The organism is Moraxella sp. ZY210820, assembly GCF_030674635.1.
GTDB lineage: Bacteria > Pseudomonadota > Gammaproteobacteria > Pseudomonadales > Moraxellaceae > Acinetobacter.
Genome location: NZ_CP089978.1, coordinates 763,141 through 788,817, shown reverse-complemented (window position 1 = coordinate 788,817; position 25,677 = coordinate 763,141). Strand labels below are relative to the sequence as shown.

Sequence of the window (25,677 nt, the reverse complement as noted above, 5' to 3'; positions counted from 1 at the left end):
TATAGCAATTCAACTTCTCAATTTGATTTTTTAAGGAACAATTCCATGACATTGAATACAGAAAATACAGAACAAGTCCGCCTTGTTGATGAAGCAATTACTTCTCGCCATTCCGTGCGTGCTTTTTTAAACACACCAGTTAATGAAAATATAATCAAAGATATTTTAACTGTGGCGAGTCGTGCACCATCAGGTACAAATACTCAACCATGGAAAGTATATGTGGTTACAGGTGCAAAGCGTGATGAATTAATCGCAAATATTTTCCAAGCTAAAGAAGAGATTAAAACCAATCCAACTTTAGCAGAACAATGTCAAGAAACTTTCCCATATTATCCACAAACTTGGATTTCACCTTATATTGACCGTCGTCGTGAAAATGGTTGGGGTTTATATGGTTTATTAGGCATTCAAAAAGGCGATAAAGATAAAATGGCGGCACAACAAGACCGTAATTTTAAATTATTTGATGCACCAGTAGGCTTATTTTTTACGGTAAATAAAGCTATGGGTATTGGTGCTAAAATGGACATCGCTATGATGATGCAAAACGTGATGATTGCAGCCAAAGCTCGTGGTTTAGATACTTGCCCACAAGCAGCTTTTAACCATTATCATCCAATTGTACTTCAAACCATTGGGGCAAATGATGATGAAGAACTCGTTTGCACCATTGCACTTGGTTATGCTGATGAAAATGACATCGTCAATAGTTTTAAAACACCACGTGAACCAGTAGAAAATTTTGCAGTTTTTGTAAAATAATCATTTTTCAGCAGATTGATATAGGGTGCATCATATGCACCTTACTTTTTTATTTATTTTCAATCATTTATATTGTTATACTAAACCTATTTATTAACTTATTTTTGATAAAAAATGAGTCCAACTTTATAATTATTTTCACTATCATCTATTTATTTAGTGCTAAACTTTGTAAAATATCACATAAAATTAAACAAATGACAATCACCCAATTTTATTTATTATGAACACATGGCGTAAAAAAATCCGTAAATTTGGTAATAATAGCACCTTACTCTATAACATTCGTATGCTCATCGCTTTTACAGGTGTAGTGAGTTTTCCCTATTGGTGGGGCGAACAACTTTATACTATTCCATTAGCATTAGGTGTTGTTGCGGCGGGTTTAAGCGATATTGATGACCGTTTTTCAGTGCGTATTCAAAATTTAATTTACACTTATATTGGTTTTTTTATTACATCTGTTTCAATTTATTTTTTATTTCCCTATAAAATTTTATTTGCCATCGGTTTATTGGTCTCATGTGTTGGCTGGATTTTACTTGGCTCACTTGGTAGACGTTATGCCACTATTTCTTATGGTTGTTTACTCGTTTCTGTTTATAGTATGCTCGGCGTGGATTTATTTGATAATTGGTACACACAAGCATCATTATTAGTCATGGGGGCAATGTGGTACGGTTTTTTATCAAGTATTACATTCTTGCTCTTCCCTGTACGTGAAGTACAACAAAAATTATCAGCAAGTTATTCAGAATTAGGTAATTTTTTATTCAGTAAATCCAATTTATTTGATGCCGATATGACGCCTAAAAGCTATCAACAAAGTACTATTGATGCATCACTTGAAAATGGAAAATTGATTAGTCTATTTAATGAATTGCGTGTTGCCTTACTTACACGTTTAAAAGGCGACCGTGGTCAATCTGATACACGGCGGAGTTTACATTATTATTTTGTTGCTCAAGATATTCATGAACGTGCCGATTCTGCCCATATTGATTATCAGCGTTTAAGTCAATTATTCCAACATAGCGATATTTTATTCCGTTTTCAACGTATTTTAACCATGCAAGGTAAAGCCTGTAAAGATTTAAGTCATAGCTTAAGACAGCAGGAAAAATATCAACATTCTAAACAATTTGTGCAAGCCTTTCAAAATTTGCGTATTTCTTTAGAAAAAGTGCGTAATCAAGGTACATACGACCCTGTTATTATTACTGCATTATTTGCCCTATTTCAAAATTTAAAAGCAATTGATGCCCAATTTGTCAGCTTAGAATCTGAACGGCATATTCAAAGTAAACCTAAACAAAACATGACTGATGATTATTTAGTTGATGATGATTTAAAAGGTTGGCAAGATATTTGGATGCGTGTCAAACAAAATTTTACACCTGAATCAGTACTATTCCGTCATGCCATTCGCTTATCTATTGTACTATTTTTCACTTATATTTTTGTACAAATTACAGGTTTTGAACATGGTTACTGGATTTTACTGACCGCATTATTCGTACTACAACCCAACTTTAACGCCACTAAACGCCGTTTATATTTGCGTATTATAGGAACTTTAGCAGGAATTTTAGTCGCTTATGGTATTTTAACTTTTATTCCATCACTTGAAGGACAGTTGATTATTTTAGTCATTAGCGGTGTATTATTTTTTGAATTACGCAGTAAACAATATGCTCAAGCTACTGCTTTTATGACTATTTTAGCAATGATTAATTTTAACCTTGATGGTGGGGGTACTACCGCTATAATACCTCGCTTTTTTGATACGCTATTAGGCTGTTTATTTGCATGGGTAGGTATGGTGCTGATTTGGCCTGATTGGAAATTTCGCAGATTGGGTTTACATGTACAAAATGCACTCAAAAGTGAATGTGCCTATTTAAAAGTCGCTATTGCTCAATATCAAGCAGGGCGAGATAATAGTTTGCACTATCGTAGTATTCGCCGTCAAGCACATAACCGTGATGCAGATTTAGCCTCATTAATTTCAACTTTAGCGACCGAACCACATTTTGATGTTATTCAAAAACATAATGCATTTGAGTTTTTATGTTTAAATCATACTTTTTTAAGCTATATTGGTGCATTGGCAACCCATCGCATCAAATTGGAAGATGAGCAAACTTTAAACTTTTTATATGATATGTATCAAGCGATTGAAGACTCTTTACTCAATGACCAACAACCTGAATTATCGCTCATTGAACAATTACAAGAATATCGCAAAACTTTGGATAACGAACATCCACAATATGAGTTAATTTTAATTATCTTACAACAAGCATATTTGATGCTTAATTTATTACCACAATTAAAAACACTCAAACAAAAATTATTGTATCAACAAGATACACAAGCGAGTGCATTAGCATCTTTATAAAACAATGAGAGGCTAAAATTTTTTAGCCTCTCATATCACATTATCGTGGTAATGGAATATATTGTGCATTAGGATTACGTGGAGGCATATTCGTTGGTTGTGTAGTTGATGATTCTGCTACAGGCTCAGCCACTACAGTTTGTGATGAATTATCTTGTGATGTTGGTTGCTCCGATACAGGCTGACTCACAGGTGCTGGCGTTGGTTGAGTTGGTAATGAATAATCACGATAAGTTTTCATCGTACCTAATGATTTTGCACCTTTAGGTGGTGGAGTCAGTGTATAATGTGTTGAACCTTTCGCATCTACCCATTTATAAAATGTATCATTGGCAAAAGTTGCTGTACTCAATGTACCTAAACCTAACACTGTACCAAGCAAAATTGGTTTTATCATAATCTTTACCTAAAAAATTATAAAAATAGAACTATATCACATTATTGTATTTTATCTTAAGTGAAAATCAAATTATTTTTTGTGATTTTTTGCATACGTTTTGCCAATTTACATTTTTATTCACGATTTATTCTCATTTACATCGTATAATATTTTTACGATTTTTTATTCTTAATGTTAAATATGAAAAAACCTCTTAAATGGCTTATTTTGTCTCTCATTCTTGCTAGTATAATTGGCGGTGCGTGGTATTATATGCAACCCAAAGAACAAACCCCAAGTTATATCACTGCCCAAGTTATACAACAAGATTTAGAAAGTAATGTATTGGCAACAGGCACATTAGAAGCCTCAAAATTAGTCAGTGTCGGAGCTCAAGTCTCAGGGCAAGTGAAAAAATTGTATGTACAATTAGGTGAGCAAGTCAAACAAGGACAATTGATTGCCCATATCGATTCAGTACAACAAGAAAATGCCCTAAAAACTGCTGAAGCAAATCTCAACAGTTTACAAGCACAGCTTTCTGCCAAACAAGTCAATTTAGATAAATTAAATGCTGAATATCAACGCCAAAAATCAATGTTCGCTCAAGATGCAACTTCAAAAGCTGAAGTAGAAAATGCACTTGCTAATTTCAAAACTGCTCAAGCAGATATAAAAATTATTCAAGCACAAATTCAACAATCGCATTTAAGTATTGCAACAGCCAAAGAAAATGTGGCTTATACGCGTATTGTTGCCCCAATGGACGGTACAGTTGTGGCAATTATTACCGAAGAAGGTCAAACCATGAATGCTAATCAATCTGCACCGACTATCGTCAAATTAGCAAAATTGGATACCATGACGATTAAGGCAGAGATTTCCGAAGCCGATGTGATGAAAGTCGAACAAGGTCAAAAAGTGTACTTTACCACTTTAGGCAGTGATAAAAAACATTATGCGACTTTACGTCAAGTTGAGCCTGCACCAAAATCGATTAAATCAGATAGTACCACGACATCATCAAACACAGCGATTTATTATAATGCTTTATTTGATGTACCCAATGAAGATGGTAAATTACGCATCGATATGACTGCACAAGTATATATTATTCTCAATGAAGCAAAAAATGCATTAACTGTTCCTGTAGCAGCTTTACAAAATGACAAAACGAAAAAATCAACAAATATATCTACTCCATCTACATCTCAAAATGCTAAACCAGAAGCTAAAGACAATAAAGCCCCAAGTTTAGAATTAACCGATGATGAGAAAGCTCTGATTGACGAAGGTAAAGCTAGCTTAGGCACAGTCAAGGTCTTGGAACATAATAAAGTCATTGAAAAACCTGTCTTAGTTGGTTTAAATAACCGTGTCAATGTACAAATTTTGCGTGGTTTAAATGCAGGCGAACAGGTAATTATCGCTGATGGTAATGATAAGTCAAATGACAGTGCCAAACGTAATCGTATGCCGCCACGCTAAGGGATTGAGAAATACATCATGACTGATATTGAATCTATCTCCGCACCATCGGCACGGCCCTTGCTCGAAGTCAAACAATTAGTACGTGAATTTCCTGCAGGAGAACAAACCGTACAAATTTTAAAAGGTATCGATTTAAAAATTTATGCAGGAGAATTGGTTGCAATTGTTGGACAATCAGGCTCAGGCAAATCCACGTTGATGAATATTTTAGGCTGTTTAGATAAGCCGACCACAGGCAGTTACCTTGTCAATGGGCGAGAAACTCAACAACTGACGGCTGATGAACTCGCTCAACTTCGCCGTGAATATTTTGGTTTTATTTTCCAGCGTTATCATTTATTGGGTGATTTAACCGCATCGGGCAATGTGGAAGTCCCAGCCGTATATGCAGGGATTGAAGCGGAACAACGTCATCAACGTTCTGCAGAATTATTGAGCGAATTAGGCTTGGGCGAACGTTTACATCATCGTCCAAATCAATTATCAGGCGGACAGCAACAACGTGTCTCCATCGCTCGTGCCTTGATGAATGGCGGTGATGTGATTTTAGCTGATGAACCGACAGGAGCATTGGATAAAAAAAGTGGTATTGAAGTCATGCGGATTTTGCGTGAACTCAATGCCAAAGGACATACCATCATTTTGGTAACGCATGATGCCAATGTAGCGAAAAATGCAACACGCATTATTGAAATTAGTGATGGTATGATTATTTCTGACCGTGCCAATGTACCTGAAAATATCTATCAACAAGAAGAGGTTTCTCCAGAAACTAAACTTGAAAATACGTCAGTAACATCAACACAAACACAAATTCAATCTACATCACGTACTCAGCATAAACCTAACATCAATGCATGGCGAGCATTTATAGACCGTTTTTCTGAAGCCTTCCATATGGCATTATTGGCGATGAATGCCCATCGTATGCGAACATTTTTGACCATGTTGGGGATTATTATCGGTATTGCATCCGTGGTATCAGTCGTGGCGTTGGGTAATGGCACACAACAAAAAATCTTAGATGACATCAGCAGTATGGGAACTAATACCATTACCGTGTTTCAAGGGCGTGGCTTTGGCGATAATTCTCGTACCGCGAATCGGCGAACGCTTGTTCCTGCCGATGCCGATGCATTGGCTCAACAACCTTATGTCGAAGCAGTATCACCATTAGTAACGACTAGTCTCACTGCTCGTCATCAACAAACTGAAGCTACAGCCAATATTCAAGGCGTGAGTGCAGATTATTTTAATGTACAAGGGCTAAATTTTGCACAAGGTCAAGCGTTTAATCAAAGCGACACCCTGCAACTCGCCCAAAATGCTGTGATTGATGAAAATACCCGTAAAGCCTTTTTTGCTAATAGCGACCCAATCGGACAGGTTATCTTTTTAGGGAAATTGCCTGTACGTATTGTCGGCGTATTACAAGCCGAAAAAAAGAGTATGATGTCGTCAGATAGTTTAACTGTCTATCTACCTTATAGTACAGTGATGAGCCGTATCTTAGGGCAAGCTCATGTACGGAATATTGTAGTGCGTATTAAAGATGAATATCCAAGTGCAGTAGCAGAAAATGCGATTTTAGCTTTATTAGAACAACGACATAATGCACAAGATGTATTCACACAAAACGCTGATAGTATCCGTGAAATGGTTGAAGAAACCACACAAACCATGACGCTCCTCGTCTCTGCAATTGCGGTAATTTCGCTCGTTGTGGGTGGTATTGGGGTAATGAATATTATGCTCGTTTCGGTAACGGAACGCACGCAAGAAATTGGCGTACGCATGGCAGTCGGTGCAAGACAAAGCGATATTCTACAACAATTCCTGATAGAAGCCGTGTTAGTCTGTTTAATTGGCGGTATTTTAGGTGTGTTATTTGCCTTTGCAGTCGGACAAGTGTTTAATACGATGGCAGGCGGTGAGTTTATGATGGCATATTCAACCACATCGATTATTTCTGCCTTTATCTGCTCGAGTTTAATTGGGATTATTTTTGGCTTTTTACCTGCCAATAATGCGTCCAAATTAGATCCAGTGGTTGCGCTATCCAGAGAATAAATGTACTTTAATATCTAATCATGGATAATATTGACACAATATTATCCATATTTTTAGGACAATGATGATGAAAAAAACATTACTTTCTATTTCACTCGTTACATTATTATTAAGTGGGTGTACAGCAATAGTCAAAACACCTTACGAAGCACCTAATATTGCTATACCAGAAAATTTCCAACAAGATGAAGTCAAGAAAAATTCTATTCTGCTTAATGCTGAACAACTTGACCGTTGGTGGACATTATTTGGCGATAAAAAACTCAATTATTTGGTTGAACAAGTTTTAGAAAAAAATAGCAACTTAGCAGTCGCAGGTATCAATCTGAAACAGGCTCGTTTACAAGCAGGTTTGCAAAAAAATCAACAGGGCATTCGTACCAATGCAGGTGTTTCCACTGGACATAGTATCGATTTAAACTCAGGCGATGACAGCGGTAATGGACTTTCACTCAATGCAGGTGTGAGCTACGAATTAGATTTATTTGGCAAATTGGCAAAACAAAGTGAAGCTAGTCAATGGGAAGCCATTGCCACAGAACAAGATTTACAAGCAACAGCACAAAGTTTAATCGCTGAAACAGTCAAATTATATTGGCAACTTGCTTATCTGCATGAACGTGAACATTATGCTCAACTCAATTTAGAGACATCAAAAAAATTATTGAGCATTGTACAAGCTCAGTTTAAAGCAGGTGCGGTCTCACGATTAGAATTAACTCAAGCCCAACACGCTGTTGAAAGTCAATATTCCAATATCAGCCAAATCAAACAACAGCTGATTGAAACTCGGACAGCTCTAGCCATCTTACTCCATCAGCCATTACAAGAATTATCACTTGATGAGCCAACACGCTTAGCACAAATCCAACTCCCTGAAATTTCTGCAGGATTACCCGCTACGTTACTCGCTCGCCGTCCTGATTTACAAGCCGCAGAGTATCGTTTACGTAAAGCCCTTGCCACAAAAGATGCAACCAAAGCTAGCTATTATCCATCAATCAGTTTAACAGGCAGTTTAGGCTCACGTAGTACATCATTGATTGAATTAATTCAAAATCCAACATTGGCTCTTGGAGCAAGTCTCAATTTGCCATTTTTACAAGTCAATGATATGAAAAAAAATCTAGCAATCAGCGATTTAGAATACGAAAAAACCATTATTCAATATCGTCAAACGTTGTATCAGGCTTTTGCTGATGTGGAAAAAGCCCTTGCCAATCGTACGGAAACCAACAATCAAGTTGAACTCAATAAGAAAACCTTAGAATTAAGCGAAAAAACTCAACAGCTCACCGAAGTACGTTATAAACATGGAGCAATCGCCCTAAAAAATGTGCTTGATGCTCAACAAAATACGCGTTCTGCCTATCTCTCATGGTTACAAAGTAAGCAAAATCAATATAATGCTTATGTTACATTGTTACAAGCATTAGGTGGTTCGCCTATCGTATTACCATCGGTACAACCTTAAATCAAATATGATGAAATGTGGATATAAGCTATACATCTACATTTATATCAAGTAAAATATAGTAAATACATCCATTAAAAAGATTTCGCCATGAATGTAAAAAACACTACCACAAAAGATAAAGTTATTGATAAAACAAAACCATTCACACGACGTGGTACAGAACGCCGTTTAAATTTACTGAAAACGGCTTATCAGTTATTTTTACAACATGGTTATGATAAAGTATCTTTAGATGAAATTATCCAAATTGCAGGTGGCTCTAAAACATCAATTTATCAATATTTTGATGATAAAAAAGGTTTATTCCATGCAGTTTGTGATTATCATTTTTCACAAAAATCACAAAACTTTATTCTTGAATATCAAGAAGATGATACCTTAAAATCATATTTGCATAAAACCTTATCGAAATTTTATCATACAATTCAACAAGAACGAGATAGACAATTTTTCCATCTTATTTTGCAACAAAGTCAATCTGACCCAAGTTTAATGCACGATTTAAACCAACGTTGGTGTAATGAAGTACAAGGCAATGTCAAAAATATTCTGACCCAAGCTCATCAGCAACAGAAAATTCTATGCCCTAACCCAACCTATTCAGCAACTATGTTTTGGGGTATTGTGCATGATATACACTGGAAAAGTCTAATGAATCTTCCACTTGACCCAGAACAAGTAGAAGCCTATTTAGCCTATAGTTTAGAACATTTTTTAATCGCTCATCAATATCAACCTTAAATGATTTCTTTTAATAGGATATTTGAATCATGGCTTTAAGACATTTTTTAACCTTAAGTGATTTATCTAAAGCAGAATTGCAACAAATTTTACAGCGTGCAAGTGAACTTAAGCGTATGCAACGTGCAGGTGAAGTGTATCAACCCTTTGTAGGCAAAGTGCTTGGTATGATTTTTGAGAAATCAAGTACGCGTACGCGTATTTCATTTGAAGCAGGTATGTGTCAATTTGGTGGCGATGCAATTTTTTTATCTCCTCGTGATACACAGTTAGGACGTGGAGAACCTATTGAAGATTCTGCACGTGTCATTTCAAGTATGTTGGATATAGTCATGATTCGTACTTTTGGACATGATATTGTGGAGCGTTTTGCTCAATATTCAACTGTTCCAGTCATCAATGGTTTAACTGATGACCATCACCCATGTCAATTATTAGCGGATATGCAAACTTATATTGAACATCGTGGTGATATTACAGGGAAAACAGTGGTTTGGGTTGGTGATGGTAATAATATGTGTAATTCATATATCGAAATGAGTCAAATGCTTGATTTCAAACTCAATATCGCTTCCCCACAAGGCTATGAACCAAAAGCTCAGTTTTTAGCTAACACTAAAAATGTGCAAATTTTCCATGACCCACAACAAGCCGTTCAAGGTGCAGATTTAATCGTTACTGATGTTTGGGCAAGTATGGGACAAGAAGAAGAGCAAAAATTGCGTGAACAAGCCTTTGCTAATTTCCAAGTGAATGAACAACTCATGGCTTTAGCTAATCCAGATTGTTTATTTATGCACTGTTTACCAGCTCATCGTGGTGAAGAAATTTCAGAAAATATGCTAGACCATGCAGGCTCTGTAGTATGGGATGAAGCTGAAAATCGTTTACATGCTCAAAAAGCATTGATGGAGTTTTTATTATTAGAAATGCAAAAATAAGATAAAAACAAATGATAGAGTGTTTATAAAAACACTCTATTTTTTATATCTATGATTTAGTTAGGAAAATAAACCATATTCACTGCTTTAAATGTATTCACATGTAATGGAATTAGAGTTTCCAAAGCCTGATACCCTCCTGCTAAGACGAACAATAAAGGAATGCCTAATTGTTTTACTTCACGAAATACAGTTAAATCACGCTCATACATCATTTCAGTTGTCATCCATAATGAACCAAATGGGTCTTTTTGATGACAATCAGCTCCTGCTTGATAAATAATTAAATCCGCTCCCCATTCTTGTGCTTTTTTTAATCCATCTGCTACACAGTTCATATAATCTTCAAAATTCCCTGTACGTGGATGAATGTGATGAAGTGTGCTTCGTTCTAATTGCATACAACCAAAAGGTAAACCACATATACTATAATTATATAAATTTTCATAACGTTGCGTATATTCAGCCGTTCCATTCCCTCCATGTTGGTCGCAATCTAAAACAAAAATTTTCTTATCTGGATATAACATAGCAATTAACGCCAATCCATTAAAAGTACAAAAGGCATTACCAAAATCATATACTGCATGATGAAAACCTTGCGCAATATTTGCTGCTACACCTTCCTTAAACGCTATCTCTGCTGCTAAAATTTGCCCTTGTTGAATGGTAAGTACCGCATCTCTTAATTGTTCATTCCATTTACGAAAGCCTTGCATTAACGCCAAAGGTTTTTTACCTACCAAAAATGCATCAACATAATCTGGATTATGTAATTGACGTAAAATATCCGTATCAATTAAATCTGGTTCAACTAAATCAGCTAAATTCTCTGCAACCAATACCTCCGCTACAGCAGAGAGTTTTTCCATGCTATTCGTTGGTGTGGATGCAAAATAACGTGGAGAATAACAAGTTTTTACCATTCTTTCCTACCCTCTAAAACTGTTCCATTGCAACATCCATAAGCTGCGATACTGTAGTAGTGCCTGGATTAAACAAACCATTTTGAATTTGCTGTTTAAAATGCGTTGTAAAAGCTCTCTCACGATTTTGTGGAGAAACCGCCAAAGTCGTTAAACGCAAAAACCAAAATCCTTGCATACTATTAATTGGTACAATACTACCTTTCGCACGTTTGTTATCTACTCCGTGTAATGATTCATCTTCATATTGTGTAGAAAATAAACACCCAATTGGTAAACGCACCCCATTTTTAATCATCGGTACAAGGTTGATACACGAATGGTCATCACCCATTTTAATTTTTTCCATAATTAATGGTTGATTTTTATCATCAACAAAAATATTAATACGCCCTTGTCTTAATATTTTACCATGTGCAATTTTTAGAAAGAAATTTTCTGCCATTGGACAAGAACCTACTTTCGGTTTTTCATCTAAATTAGGCACATTAATTAAATCCCATTGCTCTCCTTGTTCGGGTAAAATTAAATCTTCAATAAAATCAATGATTAAAAAACTTTCTTCTAAATTTGCATATTGGCGAATTTGACGCAACTTTTGTTGAAATTGTACTTCTTTATTTAATGCTTGATAAAAATCTTGTTCAGCATGATTTTCATCAGCCAAATAGTTTAATACGCCAACATTTTTATCAAGATTTCGCCACGAATTAAGCTCTAAACCATAAACACTTGCTTCATTCATGATTTTTTTAAGTGCAGTCAAATCATAATCTTCAAAAATATTTAAGTCAGTAAATTCAGTATCACTACGTGGCACATTAATATAGTCAGCTAAAAAACGTGTTGCTTGTGTGTAACCACAACCACGACGCTCCGTTTGGTGCGTATGATGTTCATTGAGCATTTCCACTAATTTACTATTTAATGGGTGTAAATAAGTTTCAAATAATGTAACAATTTCGTGATTTGGTAAATCTTGCATTGGAATAGCCTATATTTGATGGTGTAATGTAACCATTAGCTTTCATGCCCCATATATCATATCCACATACACAAACTTACTCACTTATCCTAATTTACACAAATGTAAATATATTATAAAAATAAACTTGTAAAGATGAAAGATGAAAGATGAAAGATTAAAGATTAAAGATTATATCATCTTTACATATTATACTCTACTTTTACATAAATTAATATTTTAAATCATGCCTTTTTTTTGTAATTTTTTTTCAATGATAAAATATCAACTTTATCTAAAATAGTTTCCTAAACATCGTTAAACAATGTTAAAATGATAAATATCATATATAACTGATTGACTAATTATGAACGCTCAACCTTTTTATCTCTACAATTCAGAACTTCGCCAAAAACAACCATTTCAACCACGCAAAGATGGACATATCGATATGTATGTTTGTGGTATGACAGTTTATGATTATTGTCATATTGGACACGCACGTGTGATGGTCGCATTTGACTATATCATTCGTTTTTTGCGTAGTCAGGGGTGGGCGGTAAAATATGTGCGTAATATCACCGATATTGACGATAAAATCATCAATCGTGCCAATGAAAATAATGAAACGATTTACGATTTGACCGAGCGTTTTATCAAGGCAATGAATGAAGATGCTGATGCTTTAGGCTGTCTTGCTCCTGATGAAAGTCCACGAGCAACAGATTACATTCCACAAATGCAAGCAATGATTAACGCTTTGATTGAGAAAGGTATTGCTTATCCTGCCGATAATGGTGATGTGTATTATGCAGTGGAAAAATTCGCTAAATATGGACGGTTATCTGGTCGTAAATTAGACGATATGCAGGCAGGTGCGAGTGAGCGTGTAGATGTCGAAGTGGATAAAAAACATCCATTCGATTTTGTATTATGGAAACGTGCCAAAGATGGTGAACCTGCATGGCAATCCGCTTGGGGTAACGGTCGCCCAGGTTGGCATATTGAATGTTCAGCAATGAGTACTTGTTGCTTGGGTAATCATTTTGATATTCATGGTGGTGGTGGTGATTTAATATTCCCACATCATGAAAATGAAATTGCTCAATCGGAAGGAGCAACAGGCGAACAATATGTAAACTATTGGATGCACGTTGGTTTTGTCAATGTTGATGGCGAAAAAATGTCTAAATCTTTGGGCAATTTCTTTACCATTCGTGATGTGATGGCGAAATTTCACCCAGAAGTAATTCGTTATTTTATTTTAGCAAGCCATTATCGTAGCCCAATCAATTTTTCTGATAGTGCTTTAAAAGAAGCGAAAAATGCCTTAACTCGTTTTTATCAAACAGCGAAAGCTGTGCAACAATCGAGTGAAGTGCAAGTAGAATTGGTAAAAATTTCAGCAAATGACATTCAACAATCGTGCTATTATAGTGAGTTTGTCGAAGCAATGGCAGATGATTTTAATACACCTAATGCCTTAAGTGTATTATTTGAATTAAGTCGTGAAATTAACCGTAATTTAAAAGCAGAATTATGGAAAGATGTAGCGACACATTATGCGGTATTAAAAGCCTTATTTGATATTTTAGCGATAGTGCAACATGATGTTGATGATTTCTTTCAAATGAAATATGAAAAACTACTACAAGAGCATCGTCAAGTCTATACCATTAGCTACACTGTTAATAATACTTTATCTGATGCGGAGATTGAAACTCAAATTCAAGCTCGTGCCGATGCGAAAAAAAACAAAGATTTTGCCCTAGCGGATAATATCCGTCAGCAATTATTAGAGCAAGGTATTATTTTAGAAGATAGTCGCCAAGGTACAACATGGCGACGTGCGGATTAATTATAATCAATTTATATCAGCACAATATAATAAATGTAGGGGTTTATTATATAAACCCTTTTTAAATCAATTAATTGGGCGAATATAATTCGCCCCTACTGTTCAATAATGAAATTTAATTTACTATAATATTTATAATGAACTATCAAAAATTAAAATTGCTTTACCATCTGTTTCAATCATTCCCTGTTCTTCAAGATTTTTCAAAACACGTCCAACCATTTCACGAGAGCAACCAACAATTCGCCCTAATTCTTGACGTGTAATACGAATTTGACGACCATTTGGCAGAATCATGGTTTCAGGTTGTCGTGATAGTTCAATGAGTGTACGAGCAATACGTCCAGATACGTCAATAAAAGCTAAGTCTGTTACTTTACGTGTAGTTTGATGTAAACGGCGTACTAGCTGAGCAAATACAGCATAACTTAAATCAGGATAAATAGCACTTAAAGCATGAAAATTTTCATAACTAATTTCGGCAATTTCACATACAGTGCGTGTACGCACTTCAGCACTACGTTGAGCATTTTTATTAAATAAACCCATTTCCCCAAAGAAATCCCCTGGATTTAAATATGCCACTACAATTTCACGTTCATCATCTTCTCTAACAATGACAGATACTGAACCTTTCAAAATCAAATATAGTGATTTTGATTCAGCACCCTCAGCTACCACTGTGCTACGTTTTGCATAGCGACTAATATAGGCACGCTTTAGTAACGTCTTAATTGACTCAGGAAGTTGATTAGGAAGAATGGAACTACCCAATAATGAAGCCGTATCAGATGGAAAATTCATAATGCACTAAATCTCACAAAGGCAAGAATTAAAATTTCTTTATTATATAATGATTTATAGCAATATAGCAAATAATAATTGTAACATAATACTATTCCTAGCATTTTTATCAGCTTTAATACTATCATTGATGTTTTAAATAGCTTAACTCTTTATCCTAAAGCCAATTTATGATACTGTATTGACATATTTATATCATTATTTGTAGAGTGAAATATTATGAAATCTCGTGTAACTTGGCTTGAAAATGTAGCATTTCAAGCGGAAACTGAAAGCGGTCATCAACTTACTATGGACGGTTCACCTGCTTATGGTGGTGAAAATCGTGGTGCTCGCCCAATGGAACTGATTTTAACAGGTTTAGGCGGTTGTGCTTCATTTGATGTTGTAACTATTTTAAAGAAAGCCCGCCAAGATGTACATCATGTAGAATGCTTACTGGAAGCAGAACGTGCAGAAACAATACCCGCAGTCTTTACGAAAATTCATTTACATTTTATTATCAAAGGTAAAGGGATTAAAGAAAAACAAGTAGAAAAAGCACTTGAATTATCTGCTTCAACCTATTGTTCAGCAAGCCGTATGCTCACTCAAGGTGGTGTAGAAATTACTCATGACTATGAAATTATTGAAATTGAATAAATCATTTTAGGAGATGAACCATGAGTGTAGTATTAGGTACACCATTACAATCATCAGCACTTAAAGTATTAATGCTTGGCTCTGGGGAATTAGGTAAAGAAGTTGTTATTTCTTTACAACGTTTAGGCGTGGAAGTTCATGCAGCTGACCGTTATGCCAATGCACCTGCAATGCAAGTGGCACACTTTAGCCATGTATTAGCGATGAGCGATGCTCAAGCATTAAAAGATTTAATTGAACAAGTCAAACCACATTTAATCGTGCCTGAAATTGAAGCCATTGCGACAGAAGTTCTGCTTGATATTGAGCAACAAAACATTGCAACTGTAATTCCATCAGCCAAAGCAGTGAATTTAACCATGAACCGTGAAGGGATTCGCCGTTTAGCTGCGGAAGAATTAGGTTTACCTACATCAGCTTATCGTTTTGCAGATAGTTTAGCAAGTTTCCGTCAAGCGTGTGATGATATTGGCTATCCTAATTTTGTAAAACCTGTAATGTCATCATCAGGCAAAGGTCAATCTCGTGTTAAATCATTTGATGAAGTGGATACCGCTTGGAACTATGCAATGCAAGGTGGGCGTGTCAATCAAGGCAAAGTCATTGTAGAATCACAAATCGATTTTGATTTTGAAATTACCCTACTGACCGTGCGTAGCAAAAATGCACAAACAGGCGAAATTGAAACATCTTTCTGCGACCCAATTGGACATCGTCAAGAAAATGGCGATTATGTCGAAAGTTGGCAACCACAACCAATGACCGAAACTGCTCTACAAGAAGCAAAACGTATTGCACATAAAGTGACAGAGGCTTTAGGTGGTTGTGGTATTTTTGGTGTGGAATTATTTATCAAGGGCGACCAAGTATGGTTTAGCGAAGTATCACCACGCCCACATGATACAGGTTTAGTAACCTTAGCTAGCCAATTTCAAAGTGAATTTGAGTTACATGCACGTGCAATTTTAGGCTTACCTGTAAATACGGCTCGTCATAGTATTGCAGCGAGTGCGGTCATTTATGCAGGTCAAGATGCAGATAATTTAAGCTATCACAACTTAGCCGAAGCACTGAACAATCCACAAACTGATTTACGTTTATTTGGTAAGCCTGAAGGTTTTGTACGTCGCCGTATGGGGGTCGCAACAGCTCGTGCAGAAAGCATTGAACAAGCACGAGAGTGGGCAACGCAAACTGCTCAAAGTGTTAAAGTAGTGAAATAATATTATTCTCAACTTGATATAAGTTATTGATTTTATGTATGGGCTGAAGATTTTCTGCCCATACAAAATTAAATCAAATGTTCAACACTCCCTATTCTATACCCACAGAACTGCAAAATTATCACAATCCGTAGGATGCTTATTACGCACCTTACGCCAAAAATGGATTTTGTAGAACTTTTAAGTTTTGAGGTATCAACCATATCAATAAATGACAATAAGGATAGAAAAATGCCACAATACCCTAGCCTAAACCAATATTTAACCCAACATACACACGATGAATTTAAAACCATTCAAGATTGGTTTAATAATATTGATGAGATATTACACCAAGCATTTGAAAATAATAAACTTTCTATTCGCCAATTGGTACATAAACGTACTCAAGCTATCGACCAAATTTTAGCCTTTTTATGGAAAAAAGCTCAATTAAATCAAAAAAATCTCGCATTATTTGCTGTAGGTGGTTATGGTCGGCAGGAAATTTTACCTTATGCTGATATTGATATTATGCTATTCAGTGAAGAAAATCTGGATAATTCACAACAGCAAAAAATTGAGCAATTTATCACAACTATATGGAATATCAAAACGATTCGCCCTGCCCTAAGTGTGCGTACTTTAAATGAAGCTATACAAGATGCACAACAAGATATTACCATCTCTACCGCACTCACCGAAGCCCGACTAATTTGTGGTGAAACACGTTTAGCTCGTTATCCACATCAAATTGTAGCTCAGACATGGACAGATGAAAAATTTTATCATGCAAAATTAGCCGAACAAAAACAACGACATACTCAATATGATGATACCAGTAGCCGTGTTGAACCTGATATTAAAAATTCAGCAGGGGGCTTGCGAGATATTCATACTGTCGGCTGGGTGGTCAAACGTCATTTCCGTGTAAAACGTATTGTTGATTTAGTACAGCTCGGCTTTTTATCTGAACAGGAGCTGAAAACCTTAGCTCAAGCAGAAAATTTTTTATGGAAAATCCGCTACTATCTACATCGTATTAACAAACGTGATGACAATCGCTTACTATTTGATTTTCAATATGATATTGCGAATAAATTTGGCTTTTATATACAACATCAACAAACTAAAAATGAAGTGATTGAGTTGTTTATGAAGCAATATTATTGCATAGTACAACAAGTGGTTACTTTAAATGAAATGATTTTAAGCTATTTTTATGAAGCAATTATCATGCCACTCTCTACCACTTATCAACGGCAAGTGATTCATATTAATCAATATTTTAAACTAGTTGATGGACAATTAGCCATACAACATCATCGTATTTTTACGCAAGCACCCCATACTATTTTAGAATTATTTGTACTTTGGGCAAAACGTCCCGATGTACAAGGTATTCGTGCTAGAACTTTACGTTTATTACGTTTTGCTACCAAGCATATTAATGAGCATTTTCGCCAAAATCCCTACCATCAACAACTATTTTTACAAATTTTCAAGGCAAATCCTGAACAACTTTACCCTATTTTAGTAACTATGCAACGCTATGGCGTGTTAGGACATTACATTCCCGCTTTTGGTAAAATCGAAGGCTTAATGCAATATGATTTATTTCATATTTATACAGTGGATGCTCATACTTTGTTATTAATCCGTAACTTAGCACGCTTTAGTACCACACATTTTGCTGAACAATTCCCTGTCATCAGTCATGTTTATCAACAATTACCACGTTATGATGTGTTGTTTATTGCGAGTTTATTCCATGATATTGCTAAAGGACGAGATGGCGATCATTGTATTTTAGGGGCTGAAGATGTCCTTGCATTTTGCCAGCTACATCAGATGAATGAAGCTGATGCTCAATTTATTGCATGGTTGATTCGTCATCATTTATTGATGTCATTAACCGCACAAAAACAGGATATTTCCGACCCTGACATTGTACAACAATTCGCCAAACAAATGCCATCTATTCGCCATTTAGATTATTTGTACTGTTTAACTGTTGCCGATATTAATGCGACTAATCCTAAATTATGGAATAGTTGGCGTGCGTCATTATTACGTCAATTATATTTGCAAAGTAAAGAATTATTGATGGCAGGTATTGAACAACCAATTGATTATCAACAAATTGTAAATGAAACCAAACAACAAGCTTATCAACAATTAAGTAAAAATTATCCACAACAGCACATTGAGCAATTATGGCAAAATTTAGGCGATGATTATTTTGTCAAAGAAAATACCGATGATATTGTATGGCATACTCAAGCCATTTTACAGCATGAACAACCTGAACAGCCATTAATTTTATTCCGTCCTCACCATTCCGATGCTGTACAAATTTTCATCTATAGCCCAGACCAAGACCATTTATTTAGCAAAACGGTAACGGTATTGGATAATATGAATTTGAATGTACTCAATGCAAAAATTATTACATCAAAACATGGGTTTAGTTTAGATAGTTATGTCGTGCTAGATAATTCTGGGACATTGGTCAATGATAAAATGCGTGAATTAGAAGTTAAACAAGCCATTCGTGATGTATTAATGCAACCGCATTTTAATTTAAAAGCTAAAAAACGCCGTGTGCCACGTCAATTACGCCATTTTAATATACAAACCCAAGTGAAAATTGATTTAGATGAAAATCTCGGGCAAAGCGTGATTGATATTATTACACTTGACCAACCCGGATTATTGGCTAAAATTGGTGCGATTTTTGTGCAAGAAAGTTTAGAAATTCATTCGGCACGCATTGCTACTTTAGGCGAACGTGCGGAAGATATGTTTTTTATTACTCAACACGGACAACCTTTAACTCAACCCTATGCTGATAATTTTGCTCAACGTCTAACAAAAATGCTTGATGATTTTGCACAAAAGTTACAAATAAATGAATAATTCAGGTAAAATAATGATTATTTGACCTGACCGAGCGACACATGAATACACAACTGAATTTATTACAACCTTATCCATTTGAAAAGTTAAACCAACTTTTTGCAGATATTCAAACACCTGATTTATCATTAATTTCCCTTTCTATTGGCGAGCCAAAACACCCTGCCCCAGAATTTATCAAGCAAGCGATTAGTGAAAATTTTCATCATCTTTCAACATATCCTAGCAGTAAGGGCTTACCTGAATTACGTCAAAGTATTGCGAACTGGCTAACCAATCGCTTTCATTTACAAAAAATTGATGCTGAAACGCAAATTTTGCCTGTATCAGGTACGCGTGAAGCCTTGTTTTCATTTGTACAAACCGTCATTGAACGTGAAAAACAGCCTTATGTGGTAATGCCAAACCCATTCTATCAAATCTATGAAGGGGCGACTTTACTCGCAGGTGCAAAACCTTATTTTTATAATTGCACGGCGGAAAATGGTTATTTAGGCGATGTTGAACAAATTCCAAATGAAGTATGGCAACAAACGCAACTCTTATTTTTATGTACACCAAATAATCCAACAGGTGCTGTTTTAAATAAACAACAACTGCAAAAAATTATTCGCTTGTCTGATGAATATGGATTTACCATTGTATCTGATGAATGTTATTCAGAATTATGGTTTGATACGCCACCAACAGGTTTATTAGAAGCGTGTACGGATATGGGACGACATGATTATAAAAACTGTGTGGTATTCCATTCACTGTCAAAACGTTCAAATGTTCCTGGTATGCGTTCTGGTTTTGTCGCAGGTGATGCAAGTTTACTCAAGCCTTATTTGCTGTATCGTACTTATCATGGAGCAGCTATGCCTGTACAACATCAGCTTGCATCTATTTTAGCGTGGAATGATGAACAACACGTTGAGCAAAACCGTGTACAATACCGTGCAAAATTTGAACTTTTCCAACAAGAATTGGGACATTTATTACCACTACAAAAACCTGATGCAGGCTTTTATTATTGGCTTTCAGTTGATGATGATGAAAAATTTGCCCGTATGTTGATGGAAAAAGCTCATATTAAAGTGTTAGCAGGTCGTTATTTATCACGTGATACTGCACAAGGTAATCCCGGGCAAAACCATGTGCGTATGGCTTTAGTCGCAGATTTAGCTGAATGTGAACAAGTCGTTGAACGTTTGAAAAAGATTTTATAATCTTTGATGATATATTTAGATTTAAATCATTGATTTTATGTGGGGGCGGAATATTTTTCGTCCTTACAAATTTTGATAAGTAAAAACTAGAATATTGATATTTATCATGCTAATATATGGCTATTAGCAGTATTTTATCATGATAATAGGAGTATGCTATGACAATGGTTGCTTGCCAATTTAAAATCGATGAAACAGAAAAAATCCAAGCCTTTGAAGTGATTGAGAGTTATGGACTTTCTCCATCTCAAGTATTACGCTCATTTTTAAAAGAAATTGGGCAAACGAAACGCATTCCTTTAGATTTGAGTTATCAAGCAGAGCAAAATTATCAGCCCAATGCTGAAACCGCCGCATTTTTGCTTTCATTAAAACAAGGTTTAGAGCCTAAACATCAAGCGGATAGCATTGATGATTTAATGGAGCAACTTTATGCGAAAGATTGAATATACCACTCGATTTAAACGTCATTTTGCCAAACATAATGTACTGATTGCTCAGTGGTTTGAAGTCATTTATCTGTTGATTAATGACCAAACTTTACCTGAACGTTATAGAGACCATGCACTACAAGGAGATTTTTTAGGTTATCGAGATTGTCATATCAAACCTGATTTAGTGCTAATCTATCGAAAATTAGGCGATGATATTTTGGAGCTGGCTGATATTGGTAGTCATGCAAAGTTATTTGGTTGATTTTAAAATAAAATTCAACCTTAATAATTTTTACAGTATCTATATTGCAAAAAATTTAATTAATCGCATTAAAACACATAAAGAAAAAAATCTCTTGACACAATCCATCTCATTTTGTGATTTTACAAATCATTTTTTATTGTCAGTTTTAAAGGAATAGCCATGCAACATAAATTACAGCAGTTACAGCAACAACTTTCACAAGGGTTTATTGGTCGTAAATCCGAAATTCAAGTTGCCTTATTAGGCTTACTTGCAGGAGAAAACACCCTATTAATTGGACCGCCTGGTACAGGTAAAAGTATGCTGGCTCGCCGTATTAGTCAAGCTATCAAACAAGACAAGTAGAAGATAATTTTAGTGATGAAGTTGTCGTGTTGTAATTATGCAATCAAATTAATAATACTCCTTACGATACTCCACATTTAAAAAACTTTTAATCAACCCAGTCAATGGTGAACGAATACTTTCCACTTCATTTACCAATTGATGTGAACCTTCTTCCAGTAATAAAAATGCCTGTAAACGGAATTTTTTGCGTACAAATTCCACATTATATTGCCAATCCACCGTTTTATCTAACACACCTTGTGCCAACCAAATCGGAATACGACAATTAGGATAATTTTCCATATCGGTCATCCACTTAGACATCGCTAAAATCCAGTTCATACCTAATTGATGTGGCTGTAATGGGTCATGCAAACGCACAAAACGCAAAAATTCTGGATTATGATTATTACGGCGAAATGGACGTGGTACGCTCGTTTTCACACGTTTAACAATGCCTAAACCGACCGAATTGTGCCACCATGCACTTTTAGCAGGGCGAATTAATGGCGATAATAACAATGCTTGCTTAAATAAAGGGGCTTGACGTTGTTGGGCATATTGTAAAATGTGGTGCATAATAATCGCTGCACCTGTACTTTGTCCTATAGCAAGGTATGGTTGTGTTAAATGCGGTTTTACATATTGATGCACGGTTAATAAAATATCTTGGTAATCATTAAAATCATCAATATTTGCGGGTTGCCCTTCACTTAAACCATGTCCGGGTAAATCAAAAATCAGTACTTGAAACCCTTGTTCTAACACTTCTTTAATTAAAGGCTGATAAATACCACTATGTTCCAAATAGCCATGTAATAAAAAAACTGTTCCCTTACAAGTCTGTTTGGGCTTAAACACTTGTGTGTGAATTTTATATTTGGCTGTTTGTACATACCCTTGCCAATAATCGCATAAATCCGTTAATTTATCCAAAGCAAACATTTTTTGATAACCTAACAATGCGTGTTCAGCAACATATTCACGATTTAAATTTAACGGTTTTAATTGACTACGTGTTTCAGGTTGTGGACTTTCGTATCCTAAATCTGTTAATTGTCGTGGCGTGAGAAATGCAATACTCATAATTAAAAATTGGATTAAATTAGTCAAATATCAATCATTGTAACTGTTTTAAGTTCAGTTTTATGTATAGATTTTGTCGATAATCATTAGCCTTAATTTAAGGTGCAGGTACTTCACGACAATCATTCCGTCCTAAAAATTTATCACGCAAAGTGGCTAAAAGTTCATAATTAGCACGGCGACTATGGTCATAATTAATCTTACTTGGTTGCCATACGGTTAATTCTGTTGGCATATTTGCCACCATTGGAATAGTTGCAATACCATCATCAGCAAATAAACGGCGAGTTCGTGGCATATGATATATATCCGTAATTAAAATCACTGTCGGTGCTCCACCTTTTTTCTGTAATAATAAAGAGCTAAACCGTGAATTTTCACAGGTATTCATACTTTTTTTCTCTAATAAACTGGCTTGTACCCCATATTGTTGCAACCATTTTTGCATATAAGGTGATTCAACACCACTTAATAAAATCGGTAAATTATAATCTTTCACTACATCAATGGTGGTTTTTAAACGCTGTTCCGTATAAGCATTAACAATAATTTCTTTAGTATTTTTATCTCGTGTTAAACCACCACCCACGACTACAATCGCATAAGGACGTTGTAAACTCACAGGAGTTTGTTGTCCATGTTGTTGATATAATTCAGCAATATCAGCAAAAAGCTCATCTTCAATTTGTCGAATATTTGGATTATTATGTAAGAAATTAAGCATAAATTGACGATATTTATCAGATAATTGTACTTGTTCTGCTTGTTGTATCGTAGTTTCAGTATTTTGAGTTTTTTGACTTGACATAATTGTTGATGATGATGTTTTTACTTTATGTTGTTGTAATTTACGATTAAGTAATTGTACTTCTATTTCACGTTGTAAGATTTGATAGGCGGCATAAATCCGTGATAATTCATGAGATTTCCCTTGCTGAATATATTCCCATAGTAAATTTAAATAACTTTGACGTGCAATCCATAATACTGAACCCGGTTCTAAAGAAACACGCTCTCCTAATTTTAATCCTGCTTGTTGCTGACTTTGTGCTGCCACAGGATTAACCACAGCAGGATTTAATTTTTCGATTAAAAACAATACACTACGAGAATAATAAGGGGTATAAACAAAACATAAACAACATAATAATAATGCCGATAATATCAACATCGTTTTCAGCACCTTTATTAAAAATATACGCATGGTTTAATCGTCATTATTACTATTCATGATGTGAACGATGTTCAATCATTTTACCTTGCTCATTAAATAACACTGGTTCAGGCTCTAAATCTACCGCAAATTTTTGCCATACATCCCGCTGAACTTGATGGTACGTTTGCTGTACATCATTCAGAGTGGCATCAGCATAATTCACTAAAACCAATGCTTGACGTTCAAACATACCGACTTGCCCCAAACGTTTTCCTTTCCACCCTGCTTGTTCAATCAACCAGCCTGCTGCTAATTTTACATCACCATTGGCTTGTCGATAATGTGGTATATGTGGATAATGAGCTAAAATATCAATAAACTCCTGCTGTGTAATGATTGGATTTTTAAAAAAACTACCTACATTAGCAAATGCTTTCGGATCTGGTAATTTAGATTGACGAATATTTATAATTTGTTGTTGTACATGTTCTGCACTTAAATCATCGCCAACCGCCTGTTTTAAATCGCCATAATCCAATGTCCAATTGGGTTGTTTGAGCAAACGGAAATACACTGAAATAATCACAAACCTCCCTGCTTGACGTTTAAAAATACTATCACGATACGCAAATTGGCAATCTTCTTTACTCAAATAGCCAAACATCTGGGTAACGCTATCATAAACTTCAACATAATCAATAAAATCGCCCACTTCTACACCATAAGCACCAATATTTTGCACAGGTGAAGCACCCACTAAACCAGGAATTAAAGCTAAATTTTGTAATCCATAATAGCCTTGTTGCGTAGTATAACAAACAAAATCATGCCAAACTTGTCCTGCTTCAACTTTTAAACATACAAATTCATCATTTTCATCTGTTAGTTCAATGCCTTGTATATTCATTTTCATCACTAAAGCATTAATTTTTTCAGGCAATAATACATTGCTCCCCCCTGATAAAATTAACGTATTTAACTGATGTTTGCGTGCATAATCAAATGCATCTTCCACATTACGCCGACTATTAATTTCTACAAAATATTCAGCTATGCTATTTAAAGCCAACGTATTATAAGGTTTTAAATTCACATTATTTTGTACTAATAACATCTTTTTTCCTATATCGATTGTGTTTTTAAATAATGAATCCACGCCAAACTACTACTTTCACATTGGTCTAATACCGCTTCAAAATCTTGCTCATCGCCATAATAAGGGTCTGGCACGGCTTGTCCTAAATAAGCAGTATCATGCTCACTCATCAAAGCAATTTTTGCTTTATATTCTTGTGGATAATACTGTTTTGCTTGTTGTGCCAAAGCTTGAATATCAGCTAAATTTTGTTTATCCATCGCTAAAATTAAATCAAACTTACAAAAATCTTGCAATTTAATTTGTCTAGCACGCAGGGCTGATAAATCATAGCCACGTTTTAATGCGTGCTTTTGACTACGCAAATCAGGAGCTTTATTCGGATGATAATTACTCGTTCCCGCCGAATCCACCTGTACATTTAAACCATGTTGTTCAGCTAAAGTTCTCAATACGACTTCAGCAGTTGGCGAACGACAAATATTACCTAAACACACACATAATATTCGATAAGGTTGCACG

Annotated in this window: 23 protein-coding genes; 15 read left to right on the top strand and 8 right to left on the bottom strand. The window is 35.3% G+C overall.

Annotated elements, in window-relative coordinates; genetic code table 11:
* The first annotated feature begins 45 nt into the window (after positions 1 to 45).
* Complete coding sequence (locus LU301_RS03985) at positions 46 to 765, top strand: nitroreductase (protein WP_305272819.1); 720 nt, start codon at positions 46 to 48, stop codon at positions 763 to 765.
* Positions 766 to 988: 223 nt separating this feature from the next.
* Complete coding sequence (gene yccS, locus LU301_RS03980; protein WP_305272816.1) at positions 989 to 3,166, top strand: YccS family putative transporter; 2,178 nt, start codon at positions 989 to 991, stop codon at positions 3,164 to 3,166.
* Positions 3,167 to 3,206: 40 nt separating this feature from the next.
* Here yccS and LU301_RS03975 read toward each other — a convergent pair whose 3' ends face one another.
* Entirely contained in the window at positions 3,207 to 3,563 is a 357-nt protein-coding gene (locus tag LU301_RS03975) for a DUF4124 domain-containing protein (RefSeq protein ID WP_305272813.1), read from the bottom strand.
* A 174-nt stretch (positions 3,564 to 3,737) separates the two neighbouring features.
* Here LU301_RS03975 and LU301_RS03970 point away from each other — a divergent pair, with 174 nt between their 5' ends.
* The 5 genes from LU301_RS03970 to argF all read left to right on the top strand — a co-directional run bounded on the left by LU301_RS03970 (position 3,738) and on the right by argF (position 10,265).
* Complete coding sequence (locus LU301_RS03970) at positions 3,738 to 5,033, top strand: efflux RND transporter periplasmic adaptor subunit (protein ID WP_370692223.1); 1,296 nt, start codon at positions 3,738 to 3,740, stop codon at positions 5,031 to 5,033.
* A gap of 18 nt (positions 5,034 to 5,051) precedes the next feature.
* Positions 5,052 to 7,106, top strand: a complete 2,055-nt coding sequence (locus LU301_RS03965; RefSeq protein WP_305272806.1) for a MacB family efflux pump subunit — start codon at positions 5,052 to 5,054, stop codon at positions 7,104 to 7,106.
* Between the two features lie 61 nt (positions 7,107 to 7,167).
* On the top strand, positions 7,168 to 8,580 hold the full coding sequence (locus tag LU301_RS03960; RefSeq protein ID WP_305272803.1) for an efflux transporter outer membrane subunit: 1,413 nt from the start codon (positions 7,168 to 7,170) through the stop codon (positions 8,578 to 8,580).
* 90 nt (positions 8,581 to 8,670) lie between these two features.
* A complete protein-coding gene (locus LU301_RS03955; RefSeq protein WP_305272800.1) occupies positions 8,671 to 9,324 on the top strand; it encodes a TetR/AcrR family transcriptional regulator in 654 nt (217 codons plus the stop codon).
* 29 nt (positions 9,325 to 9,353) lie between these two features.
* Positions 9,354 to 10,265, top strand: a complete 912-nt coding sequence (gene argF / locus LU301_RS03950) for an ornithine carbamoyltransferase (RefSeq protein WP_305272796.1) — start codon at positions 9,354 to 9,356, stop codon at positions 10,263 to 10,265.
* A 56-nt stretch (positions 10,266 to 10,321) separates the two neighbouring features.
* Here argF and LU301_RS03945 read toward each other — a convergent pair whose 3' ends face one another.
* The gene (locus tag LU301_RS03945) at positions 10,322 to 11,191 is read right to left on the bottom strand and encodes an arginase family protein (protein WP_305272793.1); all 870 of its coding nucleotides are present in this window, start codon (positions 11,189 to 11,191) and stop codon (positions 10,322 to 10,324) included.
* A 13-nt stretch (positions 11,192 to 11,204) separates the two neighbouring features.
* Complete coding sequence (locus tag LU301_RS03940; protein WP_305272790.1) at positions 11,205 to 12,176, bottom strand: hypothetical protein; 972 nt, start codon at positions 12,174 to 12,176, stop codon at positions 11,205 to 11,207.
* Positions 12,177 to 12,522: 346 nt separating this feature from the next.
* On the opposite strand from LU301_RS03940, the gene cysS reads away from it, so the two are divergent.
* Positions 12,523 to 14,013: a cysteine--tRNA ligase gene (cysS, locus tag LU301_RS03935; protein WP_305272787.1), complete on the top strand. Its 1,491-nt coding sequence runs from the start codon at positions 12,523 to 12,525 to the stop codon at positions 14,011 to 14,013.
* 132 nt (positions 14,014 to 14,145) lie between these two features.
* Here cysS and crp read toward each other — a convergent pair whose 3' ends face one another.
* A complete protein-coding gene (gene crp, locus LU301_RS03930) occupies positions 14,146 to 14,817 on the bottom strand; it encodes a cAMP-activated global transcriptional regulator CRP (protein WP_305272782.1) in 672 nt (223 codons plus the stop codon).
* A gap of 219 nt (positions 14,818 to 15,036) precedes the next feature.
* Here crp and LU301_RS03925 point away from each other — a divergent pair, with 219 nt between their 5' ends.
* The 7 genes from LU301_RS03925 to LU301_RS03895 all read left to right on the top strand — a co-directional run bounded on the left by LU301_RS03925 (position 15,037) and on the right by LU301_RS03895 (position 21,835).
* Positions 15,037 to 15,459 carry an OsmC family protein gene (locus LU301_RS03925; protein WP_305272779.1) on the top strand — a complete coding sequence of 141 codons (423 nt, stop codon included), beginning with the start codon at positions 15,037 to 15,039 and terminating at the stop codon, positions 15,457 to 15,459.
* A 20-nt stretch (positions 15,460 to 15,479) separates the two neighbouring features.
* Complete coding sequence (gene purT / locus LU301_RS03920) at positions 15,480 to 16,682, top strand: formate-dependent phosphoribosylglycinamide formyltransferase (RefSeq protein ID WP_305272776.1); 1,203 nt, start codon at positions 15,480 to 15,482, stop codon at positions 16,680 to 16,682.
* Positions 16,683 to 16,913: 231 nt separating this feature from the next.
* Positions 16,914 to 19,580, top strand: a complete 2,667-nt coding sequence (gene glnD, locus LU301_RS03915) for a [protein-PII] uridylyltransferase (protein ID WP_305272772.1) — start codon at positions 16,914 to 16,916, stop codon at positions 19,578 to 19,580.
* A gap of 41 nt (positions 19,581 to 19,621) precedes the next feature.
* On the top strand, positions 19,622 to 20,791 hold the full coding sequence (gene dapC / locus LU301_RS03910) for a succinyldiaminopimelate transaminase (protein ID WP_305272769.1): 1,170 nt from the start codon (positions 19,622 to 19,624) through the stop codon (positions 20,789 to 20,791).
* A 158-nt stretch (positions 20,792 to 20,949) separates the two neighbouring features.
* Complete coding sequence (locus LU301_RS03905; protein WP_305272766.1) at positions 20,950 to 21,237, top strand: type II toxin-antitoxin system RelB/DinJ family antitoxin; 288 nt, start codon at positions 20,950 to 20,952, stop codon at positions 21,235 to 21,237.
* Positions 21,224 to 21,487, top strand: a complete 264-nt coding sequence (locus tag LU301_RS03900) for a type II toxin-antitoxin system YafQ family toxin (RefSeq protein ID WP_305272764.1) — start codon at positions 21,224 to 21,226, stop codon at positions 21,485 to 21,487. The genes LU301_RS03905 and LU301_RS03900 overlap by 14 nt, the downstream gene beginning before the upstream one ends.
* Before the next feature lie 162 nt (positions 21,488 to 21,649).
* The gene (locus tag LU301_RS03895; protein WP_305272761.1) at positions 21,650 to 21,835 is read left to right on the top strand and encodes an AAA family ATPase; all 186 of its coding nucleotides are present in this window, start codon (positions 21,650 to 21,652) and stop codon (positions 21,833 to 21,835) included.
* Between the two features lie 48 nt (positions 21,836 to 21,883).
* Here the strand turns inward: LU301_RS03895 and LU301_RS03890 are convergent, their stop codons facing one another.
* The 4 genes from LU301_RS03890 to LU301_RS03875 all read right to left on the bottom strand — a co-directional run bounded on the left by LU301_RS03890 (position 21,884) and on the right by LU301_RS03875 (position 25,676).
* Positions 21,884 to 22,906 carry an alpha/beta hydrolase gene (locus LU301_RS03890; protein WP_370692238.1) on the bottom strand — a complete coding sequence of 341 codons (1,023 nt, stop codon included), beginning with the start codon at positions 22,904 to 22,906 and terminating at the stop codon, positions 21,884 to 21,886.
* A 94-nt stretch (positions 22,907 to 23,000) separates the two neighbouring features.
* The gene (locus LU301_RS03885; RefSeq protein ID WP_305272756.1) at positions 23,001 to 24,074 is read right to left on the bottom strand and encodes a YdcF family protein; all 1,074 of its coding nucleotides are present in this window, start codon (positions 24,072 to 24,074) and stop codon (positions 23,001 to 23,003) included.
* A 52-nt stretch (positions 24,075 to 24,126) separates the two neighbouring features.
* The gene (murB, locus tag LU301_RS03880) at positions 24,127 to 25,173 is read right to left on the bottom strand and encodes a UDP-N-acetylmuramate dehydrogenase (protein WP_305272753.1); all 1,047 of its coding nucleotides are present in this window, start codon (positions 25,171 to 25,173) and stop codon (positions 24,127 to 24,129) included.
* Positions 25,174 to 25,181: 8 nt separating this feature from the next.
* Positions 25,182 to 25,676: a low molecular weight protein-tyrosine-phosphatase gene (locus LU301_RS03875; protein WP_305272751.1), complete on the bottom strand. Its 495-nt coding sequence runs from the start codon at positions 25,674 to 25,676 to the stop codon at positions 25,182 to 25,184.
* Position 25,677: the final 1 nt, after the last annotated feature.

Coding starts and splice junctions, on each gene's coding strand:
- LU301_RS03985 (WP_305272819.1), top strand. CDS start 46: ATGACATTGAATACAGAAAATACAGAACAAGTCCGCCTTGTTGATGAA.
- yccS (WP_305272816.1), top strand. CDS start 989: ATGAACACATGGCGTAAAAAAATCCGTAAATTTGGTAATAATAGCACC.
- LU301_RS03975 (WP_305272813.1), bottom strand. CDS start 3,563: ATGATAAAACCAATTTTGCTTGGTACAGTGTTAGGTTTAGGTACATTG.
- LU301_RS03970 (WP_370692223.1), top strand. CDS start 3,738: ATGTTAAATATGAAAAAACCTCTTAAATGGCTTATTTTGTCTCTCATT.
- LU301_RS03965 (WP_305272806.1), top strand. CDS start 5,052: ATGACTGATATTGAATCTATCTCCGCACCATCGGCACGGCCCTTGCTC.
- LU301_RS03960 (WP_305272803.1), top strand. CDS start 7,168: ATGATGATGAAAAAAACATTACTTTCTATTTCACTCGTTACATTATTA.
- LU301_RS03955 (WP_305272800.1), top strand. CDS start 8,671: ATGAATGTAAAAAACACTACCACAAAAGATAAAGTTATTGATAAAACA.
- argF (WP_305272796.1), top strand. CDS start 9,354: ATGGCTTTAAGACATTTTTTAACCTTAAGTGATTTATCTAAAGCAGAA.
- LU301_RS03945 (WP_305272793.1), bottom strand. CDS start 11,191: ATGGTAAAAACTTGTTATTCTCCACGTTATTTTGCATCCACACCAACG.
- LU301_RS03940 (WP_305272790.1), bottom strand. CDS start 12,176: ATGCAAGATTTACCAAATCACGAAATTGTTACATTATTTGAAACTTAT.
- cysS (WP_305272787.1), top strand. CDS start 12,523: ATGAACGCTCAACCTTTTTATCTCTACAATTCAGAACTTCGCCAAAAA.
- crp (WP_305272782.1), bottom strand. CDS start 14,817: ATGAATTTTCCATCTGATACGGCTTCATTATTGGGTAGTTCCATTCTT.
- LU301_RS03925 (WP_305272779.1), top strand. CDS start 15,037: ATGAAATCTCGTGTAACTTGGCTTGAAAATGTAGCATTTCAAGCGGAA.
- purT (WP_305272776.1), top strand. CDS start 15,480: ATGAGTGTAGTATTAGGTACACCATTACAATCATCAGCACTTAAAGTA.
- glnD (WP_305272772.1), top strand. CDS start 16,914: ATGCCACAATACCCTAGCCTAAACCAATATTTAACCCAACATACACAC.
- dapC (WP_305272769.1), top strand. CDS start 19,622: ATGAATACACAACTGAATTTATTACAACCTTATCCATTTGAAAAGTTA.
- LU301_RS03905 (WP_305272766.1), top strand. CDS start 20,950: ATGACAATGGTTGCTTGCCAATTTAAAATCGATGAAACAGAAAAAATC.
- LU301_RS03900 (WP_305272764.1), top strand. CDS start 21,224: ATGCGAAAGATTGAATATACCACTCGATTTAAACGTCATTTTGCCAAA.
- LU301_RS03895 (WP_305272761.1), top strand. CDS start 21,650: ATGCAACATAAATTACAGCAGTTACAGCAACAACTTTCACAAGGGTTT.
- LU301_RS03885 (WP_305272756.1), bottom strand. CDS start 24,074: ATGTTGATATTATCGGCATTATTATTATGTTGTTTATGTTTTGTTTAT.
- murB (WP_305272753.1), bottom strand. CDS start 25,173: ATGTTATTAGTACAAAATAATGTGAATTTAAAACCTTATAATACGTTG.